A 12,768-nucleotide genomic window follows, 5' to 3' on the forward strand; every position below is an offset into this window, starting at 1 on the left:
CCGCTGAGGCCAAAACCGACGCGCCGCCACCGATCCCGGCGCGTGTCGGGATACCCTCGACAGTGATGAGTTCAGAGCTTCCCCGCCCCGAGGAGCAGCATCCGACGGAGCAGCCTCCCGAGGATTCCACCTCGGCGAGCCTGATCACCGCCGCCTCCGCGCATGACGACGCCGCCGCCGCCTTGGCGCGCACCCGTCGCCCTGAGATCTGGGCCCCGCTGGCCCAGGCCCATGGCCGCCGGGCCTCGGCCATGCGTGCCCGTGCCGCCGAGCAGGACCCTGCCGACACGCCGATCACCGAGTCGGCCCAGTCCCGCGCCACGGCTCGCCGCGCCATCGAGGAGGCTCTCGAGGCGGCCGCCGCCCTGCCCTCGCCGGAGGAGGGCGCCACCCGGCCGCGGCTCCGACTGAGGATCGGCATCATCTGTGACCGGTTCCTGTTCGACACCTTCTCAGGGATCGCCGAGCTCATCCCGCTGACTCCCACCACGTGGCGGCGTCACCTGCATGACGTGGACGTGCTCCTGGTGGCGGCCACCTGGCGCGGCCATGACGGCAGCTCCTGGGACGTGACGGGTGCGCAGGCGCGCAGACGGCGCCGGCTGCTCACCGAGACCCTCATCCCGGCCTACCGCCGAGCCGGTGTGCCCACGGTCTACTACGGCAAGGAGGATCCGCCGGACTACCGGCAGTTCCTCGACGTCGCCCGCGCCTGTGAGCACATCCTCACCACGGCCGCCGAGATGGTCGAGTCCTACCAGCACGACTGCCCCGGGGCGCGCAGCATCGAGGTGATGCCCTTCGCGGTCAACCCGCTGCTGCACTCCCCCCTCGGATCCCGGCCCGCCGCGGGGGAACCGAACTGGTCCTCGGCCCGCCGCCCGGTCCTGTTCGCCGGCTCCTGGATGGGCCGGAAGTACCCGGAGCGGGCCGCCTACGCGCGCTGGATCTTCGACGGCGTGCTCCAGGCCGGTCGTCCGCTGGCCGTGGTGGACCGCTATCACGACGTCGAGGTGCCGACCCCCAACCAGCTCCTCCCCTATGAGTACTGGCCCTACCGCGTGCCCGCGATCGACCATCGCCGACTCATGGATCTGCAGAGGGTCACCGACGTCGCGATCAATCTGAACTCCGTGCTGGCCAGCCAGACCATGTTCGCCAACCGGGCGCTCGAGCTCCAGGCGGCGAGCACCCTGGTCCTCTCGACCTACAATCAGGGTCTGAACTCCTACCATCCGCAGGTGCGCATCGCGAACTCCGCGACGGAGGTGGCGGCCTCGCTGCGGGATCTGGACCTGGAGACCCTCCGCCGGGCGCAGGGGGACGGCGTCCGCCAGGTGTTCCTCGAGAACCACGGCGCTGACCTGCTGGCGCGGCTGGCCCGCATCGTCGGCCTCACTGTGGAGCTGCCCGGTGAACGGGTGCTCGCGGTGGCCGAAGCCCCCACCGAGCAGCTGCGCACGGACTTCGCGACTCAGAGCCGCGGCGCGGTCGACGTGGTCAGCTGGGAGGAGCTCCCGCAGCGGGCCGCCGAGGCCGAGATCCTGCTGCCGGTCTCCCCCGCCCGACGCTACGACCCCGAGTACGTGGCCGACCACACCGCCGCGCTGAGATTCCAGTCTGCGGGCCTGACCGTCAAGCTCGACGGCGATGCCGCCTCCACCGATCCTCTCGCCCACCGCCACCACCGCTTCGACCTGCTGGGTGGGCAGGCCGGCGCGCTCGAACTCGCAGCCGTGCATCGCCCCGCGGACCGCATCGCGGAGGGATCGCTGTCCCGCCGAGCTCTGACCGGGCCCCAGCAGCTGGCCTCCGCCCTGCAGGACGAACGTGCCTACGCGCTCGACCACCTTCAGCATCGGGTCCATCCGCAGTCGACCGTCCAGCCCCGGACGGACAGGCGCCAGGCAGATCGACTCCACTCCCTGGAGGTCTCAGCCTCGGACGAGGAGCCGGCGCTCAAGGAGCGGGCGCCCGAGGGTGACAGTCTGGCGGCGGCCCGGCGGATGTTCCGCAGCACGGCCGAGGACCATGCCCTGCAGCTGGCGGTCATCGTGCCCATCTACAACAACGGACACCATCTGCGGCACAAGGCCTTCGCCTCGCTGCGGCGATCGGCCTCCTTCGAGCAGATGCATGTGCTGCTCATCGACGACGGGTCCACCGACGGCACCACCGCGGCGGTGGTCGACGAACTGGCCCGCACCTACCCGAACGTCTCCGCGTTCCATCACGGTCCCGGCGGATCCGGCTCCGCCTCCCGGCCCCGCAACACCGGGCTGGAGCTGACGTTCACGCCGTTCGTGACCTACCTGGATCCCGACGACGAGCAGCACGAAGACGGCTACATCCACCTCATGGAGCGCCTCCACGAGGCCGAGGAGGCCGACTTCGCCCTCGGCACCCAGATCACCTGGACCCACCGACGCACCGTGCTGGACGTGCACCGGTGGCTCAACGCCGGCATCCCCGAGGTCGACGGTCTTCGCCGCCCCGAGGCGGGGTCCCTGCGGGCGGTGAAGTTCCGGCCCGCCAGCATCGAAGGACTGGTGGCCCGGACGTACTGGCTCAAGAGCCTGGGCCTCACCCAGCCGGTGGGCGCCACCGGCCAGGACACCTTCTTCTTCCAGCAGATGCTGCACCACACCAAGGCCTACGTGGCGGTGCCGGACCCGGTCTACGTGTACTACGGCGCCGTGGACACTTCGATCGTCAATGTGGTGACTCCCAAGTATTTCCGGAAGTATCAGATCCTGGAGGCCGCGCGCGCGGCTTGGCTGCGCGAGACCGGCCTCATGCAGGACTACCTGGAGACCCGGTTCGAGCACTTCCTGGTCACCTGGTACCTGTGGAAGCTGACGCGTGTCGCCCCGGTGCATCGCCGCGAGGCCGAAGAGATCCTCCGCCAGATCATCATGGAGTACGTCCCCGATCCCTGGTCCCACCGGTGGCGCTCCCCCAAGGCGCTGCGCTTCTTCGGGCTGGCCAACCCGCAGCAGGTCCTCCGGGGGCGTCTCCCAGCCCCGGCGGCGCTGCGCCCGGCGCTCGGCGCGGCCCGGGACCGTCTGCGCGCGGAGGCCTCCGCGAAGGTCGGCTCCTTCAAAGGCTCCCCGCCCGGGCGTGCCCTCGGCGCGGTCTACCGGCGCACGATCAAGCCGGAGCCGACGGCGCAGCTCGCCATGATGGCCGACCTTCGGGAGGACCAGCGCAGGCTCGAGGCCGCCGACGGACCGTGGGAGTCGGTGATGGCCGCCGAAGATGCCGTGGACCGAGCCCTGCAGAGCCCGGCCGCGCGGGAGTCCGTGCCACAGGACCCCGCGGCCCGGAACTCCGCGACACAGGACACGGAGACACAGGACACCGCAGCGCAGGATCCGTCCCCCCAGCGCCCAGCGACACACGCCGTCGCTCCGCAGGACACGGCCGAGGAGCTCAGCGAGCGTACTCCTCGCGGGCGCGCCCGGTGACGGCCTGGACCATCCCGACTCCCTCGCGCAGCCACAGGCTGTCCTGATAGGTCACAGACTGACCCCGCAGACGCCTCAGCGCCACGCGGCCGGCGCCCAGCCCGATGCGGGCCACGGCCTCGCCGGTGATCCGGGCGGCCGACTTCCCGGCCTTGACGGCCTTCTTCGCCCGGACATGTCCGGCGCGCACTCCGCGCGCGCGCATCCACTCGCGGGTGGCGCGCTCCGGAGGAACGTCCTCCTCCACGACGGCCTCGGCGCACCACCAGCTGGTGGCGCCGGCGGCCTGAAGGCGACCGAAGAGCTCGGAGTCCTCCCCGCCGCTGAAGTTGAAGTCCTCGTCGAACCGGAACGCCGGCTCACCGGTGAACCAGTCCGCACGGACCAGCACATTGTTGGTGGCGGGTCGATACCTCCACGGTCCGGTGGGGAAATCGATGCGGCGGATGAAGCCCTCACCCGCTGCCTCTGCGGGAGCACCTGCCGGCAGCACGGAGCGCACCGGACCGGAGACCGTGTCCGCTCCTGACCGATCTGCGGTGCGCACCAGCGCCGCGAGCCAGTCCGGATGGGCCCGCTCGTCGTCGTCGAGGAACACGACGGCATCCGCATCGTCCGGCAGCGCGTCGAGAGCCGCATTGCGCGCCGCCGCGATCCCGGGACGTGGCTGGTGCACCCACCTGGCCTCGGGCCAGAGGCGCCGGACCGTCTCCTCGGAGCCGCCGTCCGGATCGTTGTCCACCACCAGCAGATGCGGCCTCTGCGGTGCCCGCTGGGCCTGCAGGGACGTCAGGAGCTCGGCCAGCAGATCGTTGCGCCGATAGGTGCACACACAGATCCACAGCCGGTCCCAGTCGATCGGGCCGCGCGCGCTGCGAGCTCGCGGGTCGACCGTCTCGGCGGTGTCTCCGACGAGGTCGGCGAGCAGTCCGGCGTAGCGGCGACCGAGGCCGGGCAGATCCGCGTGCTGGGCCACCCAGCGACGCCCGCTCCGGGAGATCGGAGTGGAGGCCGGGTCCCGGGCCAGGTCCGTGAAGGTCGCCGCCAGCCGGTCGGCGCGATCAGCGGTCCGAGGGCAGGAGCCGGCGTCGGCGTCGGCGCCGTCGAGCACAGCGTCATCGTCCACAGCGTCATCGAGCACCGTGACGTTGTCTGCCTGCCGCAGGATCTCGGCGGCCTCCCCGGTCACCGCGGCGGTGATGTGCTTGCCGAGACCGAGCAGCTCGAAGGTCTTCGAAGGCACCGTCCAGGCGAAGGAGGCCCAGTCGGTGCGCAGGCTCACCAGCAGCGTGTCCGCCCAGCGGCAGTGCTCCCACACGGCCTCGCCGTGGCAGGGATCATGGAATTCGATGGCCGGGCAGTCGCCGGCCCGCTCCTGCAGCCGCGGCTTCTGGGTCCCGGAGCCGATGAGGCGCAGCGTCACCGTGACCTCTCCAGCGGCGTGCACCGCGCGGACGGCGTCGATCACGGACTCCAGGGCCTGGCTCTCTCCATGATTGCCCAGGTAGGCGACCCGCAGGCTGCCGGGCTCCCGCTCACGGTGCTCCAGGGACGGGACGCCGTCGAGATCCACACCGTTGCTGACCGTGGCCACCCGCTCCACGCCCCGCTCTGCCAGGCGTCGGGCGAAGCCCTGCGTCACCGTGACCACCAGGTCCGCGTCGCGCTGCACCCCGGTGACCACAGCCTCCATCAGTCGTCCGGCAGGCCCGGCGCGGACACCGGCCTCGCGGGCCAGCTCCGGCCACGCATCCCGCATGTCCACCACCAGCGGCACGCCCCGCAGGCGTGCCGCCGCCCAGCCCGCACAGATCACCGGCAGGGCGGGCACCGTGGCCACGACGACGTCGGGGCGACGCGCCATCAGCGCCCGCGGTGCCATCAGCAATGAGGCGACGGCGTCGGAGGCGAACCTCCCCATCCGCGAGTTCGGCAGCAGGACGCGTGGGAGCCGCAGGACCCGCTCCCCGGCCGGGCCCGACGCGGCCGACCGGGGCGGCTCCCCTGCCGGGCCGCGATCCGGGGTGAGCCGCGGGTCCGGAGAGGGGGTGACGACGTCGACGTCCCACCCCTCCTCCACCAAGGACGCGGTGAGCCGCTGCCAGCGTCGCTGCGGCGGCGTGGATTCGGGCCAATAGGAATGGGTGAGCAGCTGCAGGCGCCTCACGGCTGAGTGACCTCCGCCCCATCCTCGACGAGGCCCTCCGCCGACTCCTCCTCGGTGAGCTCACCCTGCCCCGGCTCCTGGTCCTCCATCGGGTCCACCGTGAGGTCCTCGGGCGCGTCCTGCTCCTCCTGGGAATCCAGGTACTCCAAGAAGCCGTCCATGTTCTCCTGGCGCAGCGAGCGGCTCAGCAGCTCGAGGGCCTCCTCATCCTTGAGCAGGACCTGCGCTCCGCCGGAGGTCACGGTCGGCTCGCCGGTGGGGATGGTGAACATGTGGATGTCCTGGGACCGCAGGTCCCGCAGCTGGATCGCGTAGTCCACCGCGGTGCCGGAGTCCAGCCCTTCGTCCATCCAGAGGTACGGGACGATGCTGTTGACGGCGTCGGAGATCCGCTGCGGGCTGGTCAGGGTGTCCGCACTCAGGAAGCGGTCGACGATCGCCTGGACCACACGCTGCTGGTTCTGCACGCGCATGAAGTCGCCCTCGAGGAACGACTTGCGCTCGCGCACATAGCGCAGCGCGTCCGACCCTTCGAGACGGATGGTGCCCTCCGGGTAGAAGGAGGGGTTGAGCTGGCCCGCGGAGAACGCGACCGGGTTGTCCACGTAGACACCCTCCAGTGCGGTGGTCAGCTCCTCGAAGCCGTCGAAGTCGATGATCCCGATGTGGTCGATATGGGTGTCGAGCAGCTCCTCGACGGTGTCGATCACCAGCTCGTACCCCCCGGCGTCGAGGGCCGAGTTGATGCGGCCCTCTCCATGCCCGGGGACGTCCACCCAGAGATCCCGAACGATCGACATGACGTAGACCCCGGAGCGGTCGGCCGGAATGTGGACGAACATCATGGTGTCCGAGCGTTCCCCGTCCTCACCCTTGACCTCCGCCAGGTCGAGGCCCTCGCCACGGCTGTCGGAACCCAGCAGCAGCATGTTGATCACGCCGTCGTTGGTGCGGTCGGCGGTCTCGTCCTCCAGGTCCATCTGCAGCACGTTGCGGTTCTCGTCGAAGTCAGTCTGCAGCTGACGCAGATAGAGCCCGGCGGCGACCACCGCCACGACGACCACTGCGGTCACAGCGACCAACGACCAGCCGGCGATCCGGCGGCGCCGGCGTCGTCGCGTCCGCTTCTCGTCCGAGGCGTCGGCCGACGGGCGGGTCGGCGCAGCCTCGGATGCGGAGGCGGCCGACGCAGCGGTCTCGCTGAGCCGCTTGGCCCGGCGGGGCCGGTGAGGCTGCCGCCCTGCGGCGGAGTCATGGTCGGCCACGGGGCCTCCCCTCGGAACGGAACGATCGGACGATCGGCGAGCCGGTGCGCACGCCGCAGAGCCGCGGAACGACCTGCCGCCCCGCGACCATCCCAGCCATGCTAGCGGACCGCTGGAGAGTCACCAGCGTCCGCGCCGAGGTCTGGGCTGGCATGTGGGGCACCAGTAGGAGGATCGCCCCATGAAGGCTGTGCGCCGGATCACGCCCGCGCGGGGCGTTCCAGCGCATCGGGGACAGGGCCGGCCCTCCTGACCGTAGGCCGCCAGGGACCGGTCGAAGTAGCCCGAGGCACCGTTGACGTTGACGTAGAGCGCATCGAAGCTCGTCCCTCCGGCGGCCAGCGCCTCCTCCATGACCTCGCGGGCGGCGGCCAGGACACGGCCAGCCTCAGCCCGGGTGATGGTCTCGGTGCGCCGGGCGAAATGCAGCCGCGCTCTCCAGAGCGCCTCGTCCGCGTAGATGTTGCCGATCCCGGAGATCAGCGTCTGGTCCAGCAGCGAGCGCTTGAGCCCGGAACGCCGGCGTCGGAGTGCCCGGAACAGCCTCTCTGCCGCGGTCTCCTCCGCCGCCGGCCCCTCCGAGGACACCAGGTCCTCGAACGGGTCCGGAGCGATGTGGACCACCGGAGCAGGGACGGCTCCGGACCAGTGGTCGGCCGGCACGAGAGGGCTGACCTGCATACCGCCGAAGATCCGCTGGTCCACGAAGCGCAGCTGCTCGGGAGCCCCGGCACGGGGGCTGAGGTCCAACGAGATCTTCAGGTGCTTCTCCACGGGAGCGTCGCGGTCCTCGACAAGGACCTGGCCGCTCATCCCCAGATGCACCAGCAGCGCGGAGGGCTGTTCCTCCGCCACAGGGACGGCAGGGCGGGCGGTGGCCGTGGAGGCGGCGTCCTGCGACGTCGAGGGACCCTCGTCGGCCGGCGACGGCCCGAGCGGGATCCACAGGTACTTGCCGCGCCGCTGCGGAGTCTCCAGCAGCCGCCCCACGAGCCGGGTACGGAAATCCTCTCCGAGGGGAGGCGGTGTTCCGACTGCGGACTCCGGTCCTGCAGGGATCCGCGGCTCGTGCCGTCGGAGGCTGCGCTCGTCATGGACGTCGACGGCGGTGATCACCCGGCCGGTCGCCCAGTCGGCGATCCCGCGTCGGACGACCTCGACCTCAGGAAGCTCCGGCATGGCGTTCGGGTCCGAAGGGTCAGCGGTCCAGGACGGCGCGCAGCACGTCGTCGCCGTCGGAGCCGGTGGACAGCGTCGAAGCGGTCAGGCGGGCGGCCTCCCGCTCGGCCTCCTTCTTGGACTTGCCGGTGCCGGAGGCATACGACTCGCCGCCGATGGTCAGCGTGGCTGTGAACGTCTTGTCATGGTCGGGGCCGGAATCCTCGATCACGTAGCGGACCTCGCCCAAGTCACGCTGTGCGGAGATCTCCTGGATGGTGGTCTTCCAGTCCTTGCCGGCGCTCATGGCCTGGGCGTCGGAGAGCAGCGGCACCACCAGTCGCAGCACGAGGCGCCGCGCGGTCTCGAAGGAGGTCGAGAGGTAGGCGGCTCCGATGAGCGCCTCCATGGTGTCCGCGAGGATGGAGTCCTTGTCCTGTCCCCCGGTCCGCAGCTCGCCGGTTCCGAGACTGATGTGCGGGCCGACGTCGTGGCCTCGGGCGATGCGCGCCAGCGCCCGGGTGCTCACCAGCGCAGAGCGCAGCTTGGCCAGGTCACCTTCGGAGAGGTCCGGATACGTCCGGAACAGATAGTCGGTGACGGCATAGCCCAGCACCGAGTCGCCCAGGAACTCGAGGCGCTCGTTCGTGGGGATCCCGTCGTTCTCGTAGGCGTAGGACCGGTGCGTCAGGGCACAGCGAAGAGTCTCGGGGGCGATGTGCACCCCGAGACTCTTCACCAATGATTCATGGTCGTCCGCTCCGACGGGACCGTCGGAAGGAGCCGCCGAGGTCACGCGTCGGCGACCTTGCGACCCTTGTACTCGTAGAACAGCGGGGTGCCGGCCGAGTCGGTCACGAGCTTGGCCTGGTGCGGCTGGCTGTAGACGACACGACCGTTCTCGACCGTCTTGACCAGCGTCGGCGCCTGGGCCTTCCACTGCGAACGACGGTGACGGGTGTTGGCACGGGACTTCTTCCGCTTCGGAACAGCCACGGTGTCTCTCTTCTCTCTCGGTGTCGGTCAGGTCAGCAGGAGGGACGCTCGCCCCTCCCCGATGGAGTCTCGGTCAGTCTTCGGGCTCGTCCAGCCCGTTCCGCAGGTCGGCCAGGGCCGCCCAGCGGGGGTCGATCTGCTCGTGGAAATGCTCGGGGTCGTCCTCCATGCGGAAACCGCACTGGGAGCACAGCCCGGGGCATTCCTCGCGGCAGACCGGCTGGAACGGCAGCGCCGAGACCATCAGGTCCCGCAGCACCGGCTCCAGGTCGATCGTGAGGTCGTCGCCGATGAGGCGTTCGTCCTCGTCCTCAGCCTCTCCGGACGCCTGAGCGGCGCGCTCCGGAAAGGTGAACAGCTGCATGACGTCCACGGTGAGCGGGTAGCCCAGCTCATCGAGGCAGCGTCCGCATTGGCCGGCCACCTGTGCCGAGGCGGTGCCGGTCATCAGCACACCTTCATGCACCGACTCCAGCCGCAGGTCCAATTCGAGGTCTTCGCCCTGGCGGAATCCCACCAGCACTGTGGAGAACTCCGCGGGCACGCCGACGGTCCTGGTGAGATGCTGCTGGGTGCCGGGCCTGTCCCGGAGCTCCTTCACATCGATCACCAGGTGGCTTCCGCGCGGTGCAACCACGGTGGACACTCCCTGAGGACGACGAACACTTCGATCCTGTGGACCGACGTGCCAGTCTATCCCACACGATGCGCCGCTGACGAATCCTGGGACGGCGCCCTTCCAGGCGTGTCGCGACCCGTCAGCACCTGGGCGGCTCGGCGACCGCCCTGACGCTCACAGCTGGGTCACGAACTCCTTGAGCCAGCCCCGCAGGTCCTGGCCGAGGTCCTCCCGGTCCACGGCGAGGGTCACCACGGCCTTGATGTAGCTGAGCTTGTCCCCGGTGTCATAGCGACGTCCGCGGAACACGACGGCGTGGACGCCGCCGCCCTCCTCGACGGGCCGCTGCGCCATCGCCTCCAGGGCGTCGGTCAGCTGGATCTCGTCGCCCCGCCCCGGAGGGGTCTGCTCGAGCTGGTCGAAGATCGCCGGATGAAGCACATAGCGGCCGATGATCGCCAGGTTCGACGGCGCCTCCTCGGCCGGCGGCTTCTCCACGAGCCGCGTCACCGGCACCACGGTGTCGCCGTTCTCGGCCTGCCCGGTCCCCCGCCCACCGGTGTCGACCACACCGTAGGCGCTGATGTCCTCGAGCGGGACCTCCATCACCGCGATCACGGACCCTCCCAGGTCACGCTGCGTCTGCAGCATCGTGGTCAGGAGCTCATCACGCGAGTCGATCAGGTCATCGCCCAGCAGGACGGCGAAGGGCTCCTCGCCGACGTGCTGGCGGGCACACAGGACCGCATGCCCGAGGCCCTTGGGATCGCCCTGTCGCAGATAATGGATGTCCCCCAGCTCGGTGGCCTCCCGGACGGCGGCGAGCTTCTCCTCGTCACCCTTGGCCTCCAGCGTCGCCTCCAACGCGGGGACCCGGTCGAAATGGTCCTCCAGCGAGCGCTTGTTCCGCCCGGTGATCATCAGGATGTCGTCCAGGCCCGCCGCAGAGGCTTCAGCCACCACGTACTGGATGGCCGGCTCATCGACCACCGGCAGCATCTCCTTGGGCATCGCCTTCGTCGCCGGAAGGAAACGGGTCCCCAGACCCGCCGCGGGGATGACGGCCTTGGTGATCGGCTTCATGGTGCTCCTCGACCTCTCTCTGGACTGGACGACACTGGTATCCGGGAATCTAACACGACGCCGACGTCGCCCCGCCCCCGGTCAGCTCTCATGACGCCGGTCGGCGAGCCGCCGCTGCACAGCGCGCGGCACATGCTCCGAGACGTCCCCTCCGAGGCGGTGCACCTCTTTGATCAGCGTCGAGGACAGATGCGTGTACCGGCCGTCCGCCGGGAGGTAGACCGTCTCCAGGCCGGAGAGATGGCGATTCATCGTGGCCATGGGCGTCTCATAGGCCAGGTCCCTCGCGTCGCGGAGCCCCTTGACCACCGCATTGGCTCCGTGGGCACGGCAGAACTCCGTCAGCAGCCCCTCCCCGAGCGGCTTGACCGTCACGCCGCGCACATACGAGAAGGTCTCCTGCGCCATCTCCATGCGCTCCTCCACCGAGAACATCGGGGCCTTGTGCATGTTCGGGGACACAGCGACGATGACCTCGTCGAAGAGGTTCGAGGCACGGGCGATGATCTCGACATGCCCATTGTGCAGGGGGTCGAATGATCCGGGGCACACAGCAGACTGCATGTACAGGACCCTACTGCAGGTGATCACCGCCGAGTGGGAGCCGACGGCGATGTGTCTGCCGGATGTCGAACGGGAAGACCCGAGCAGGAAGTGTCGAGCAGGAACTGTCTACGATGGGAGGCATGCTCTCCCGCCCTGACCCCAGCTCCGCGACCGGTGGCGAGTCCGCCGCCGAGGCCGGAGGCGCGACGGCCTCCCGGGCGCCCCTGGACCACCGCCCCCTGTGGGTCAAGGCGTCCATCGGCGCGAACACCTATGACTTCGCCTCCGGGCGCGTCCTGCCCACCGTCTACGAACGCACCACTGCGGCGGCGCTGCACCACGGAGCCGTGAACCTCGGCCAGGGCTTCCCCGACCGGGACGGACCCCGGTGGCTCACCGACGCCGCGGCCGAAGCCATCACGGACCCCGACGTCGGACCGACCAACCAGTACGCCCCCGGCACGGGGCTGCCGGTGCTTCGGGCCACCGTGGCCGATGCGCACCGGGCCCGCTACGGCGTGGAGCTGGACCCCGTCGACCAGGTCATGATCACCACGGGCGCCACGGAAGGCATCACCGCGGCGATCCTGGCGTTCGCCGAGCCCGGATCCGAAGTCCTCACGTTCGAGCCCCACTACGACTCCTACGGAGCCTGCGCGGCGCTCGCCGGGGCCGAGCTCATCGGGGTGCCGCTGCGGGGGCCGGACTTCAGGCCCGACGTCGAAGCGCTCCAAGCGGCCGTCACCGAGCGGACGTCGCTGATCCTGCTGAACACCCCGCACAATCCCACCGGCACCGTCTTCAGTGCGGAGGAGCTGCGGCGCATCGTGGACATCGCGCGCAGGCACGGCCTGCGCATCATGTGCGACGAGGTCTATGAGCATCTCGTCTTCGAGGACGCCGCCCACCAGCACCAGACCATCCTGGCCGTGCCGGGCGCCGACGAGGTCGCCGTGGCGGTGGGATCGGCCGGGAAGTCCTTCTCCGTGACCGGCTGGAAGGTCGGCTGGGTCACCGGGTCCGCGCGGCTGCTGAACCAGGTGCGCGGCGTCAAGCAGTTCCTGAGCTTCTCCTCCGGTCCCGCCTACCAGTGGGCGGTCGCCCAGGGGCTGCGGGACGATCACGGATTCTTCGCCGCGAACGTCGCCGAGCTCGCCGCGGGCCGCGACCTGCTGCGCGCCGGCCTCGCCGACGTGGGACTGCGCCCGCACCGCGCTGAGGCCGGATACTTCGTGGTCGCCGACATCCGCGAGATCACCGACCTTCCCGGACCGGCGTTCTGCGATCTTCTGGTCCGCCGGGCCGGCGTCGCCGCGATCCCCGTCTCCGCGCTGACCATCCAGCATCGCGCTTCCCTCGACGACGAGCTCCAACATCTGGTCCGGTTCGCCTTCTGCAAGGACCCTGCGACCCTCGAAGAGGCGGTGCGCCGCCTGCGCACCCACCTCCCCGCGGCCCTGGAGTGAT

At 70.3% G+C, this 12,768-nt stretch carries 10 protein-coding genes; 2 read left to right on the plus strand and 8 right to left on the minus strand.

From position 1 onward, the window contains the following. The first annotated feature begins 65 nt into the window (after positions 1-65). Complete coding sequence (locus SD455_RS07920; RefSeq protein ID WP_445507765.1) at positions 66-3,467, plus strand: glycosyltransferase; 3,402 nt, start codon at positions 66-68, stop codon at positions 3,465-3,467. On the opposite strand, the gene SD455_RS07925 is transcribed toward SD455_RS07920, so the two are convergent. From SD455_RS07925 to coaD, 8 genes are all read right to left on the minus strand, one after another. Further along, on the minus strand, positions 3,433-5,634 hold the full coding sequence (locus SD455_RS07925) for a glycosyltransferase (protein WP_445507766.1): 2,202 nt from the start codon (positions 5,632-5,634) through the stop codon (positions 3,433-3,435). The two genes, SD455_RS07920 and SD455_RS07925, sit on opposite strands and share 35 nt — an antisense overlap. Further along, positions 5,631-6,899 carry an LCP family protein gene (locus SD455_RS07930; RefSeq protein ID WP_311024001.1) on the minus strand — a complete coding sequence of 423 codons (1,269 nt, stop codon included), beginning with the start codon at positions 6,897-6,899 and terminating at the stop codon, positions 5,631-5,633. Before SD455_RS07930 ends, SD455_RS07925 begins: the two co-directional genes overlap by 4 nt. Positions 6,900-7,019: 120 nt before the next feature. Next, on the minus strand, positions 7,020-8,078 hold the full coding sequence (gene mutM, locus SD455_RS07935; protein ID WP_445507767.1) for a bifunctional DNA-formamidopyrimidine glycosylase/DNA-(apurinic or apyrimidinic site) lyase: 1,059 nt from the start codon (positions 8,076-8,078) through the stop codon (positions 7,020-7,022). Between the two features lie 19 nt (positions 8,079-8,097). After that, positions 8,098-8,781, minus strand: coding sequence for a ribonuclease III (rnc, locus tag SD455_RS07940; RefSeq protein ID WP_070161054.1), 684 nt, complete (start codon positions 8,779-8,781; stop codon positions 8,098-8,100). 68 nt (positions 8,782-8,849) lie between these two features. Continuing rightward, positions 8,850-9,053: a 50S ribosomal protein L32 gene (gene rpmF / locus SD455_RS07945; protein WP_070161041.1), complete on the minus strand. Its 204-nt coding sequence runs from the start codon at positions 9,051-9,053 to the stop codon at positions 8,850-8,852. Between the two features lie 73 nt (positions 9,054-9,126). Then, on the minus strand, positions 9,127-9,690 hold the full coding sequence (locus tag SD455_RS07950) for a YceD family protein (protein WP_311023998.1): 564 nt from the start codon (positions 9,688-9,690) through the stop codon (positions 9,127-9,129). A gap of 156 nt (positions 9,691-9,846) precedes the next feature. After that, entirely contained in the window at positions 9,847-10,755 is a 909-nt protein-coding gene (gene galU, locus SD455_RS07955) for a UTP--glucose-1-phosphate uridylyltransferase GalU (RefSeq protein WP_085437403.1), read from the minus strand. Positions 10,756-10,836: 81 nt separating this feature from the next. After that, positions 10,837-11,319, minus strand: coding sequence for a pantetheine-phosphate adenylyltransferase (gene coaD, locus SD455_RS07960; protein WP_445507768.1), 483 nt, complete (start codon positions 11,317-11,319; stop codon positions 10,837-10,839). A gap of 122 nt (positions 11,320-11,441) precedes the next feature. On the opposite strand from coaD, the gene SD455_RS07965 reads away from it, so the two are divergent. Further along, complete coding sequence (locus SD455_RS07965; RefSeq protein ID WP_445507769.1) at positions 11,442-12,767, plus strand: aminotransferase class I/II-fold pyridoxal phosphate-dependent enzyme; 1,326 nt, start codon at positions 11,442-11,444, stop codon at positions 12,765-12,767. The last annotated feature ends 1 nt before the right edge of the window (position 12,768 follow it).

It is taken from the genome of Nesterenkonia sp. K-15-9-6, assembly GCF_052656005.1.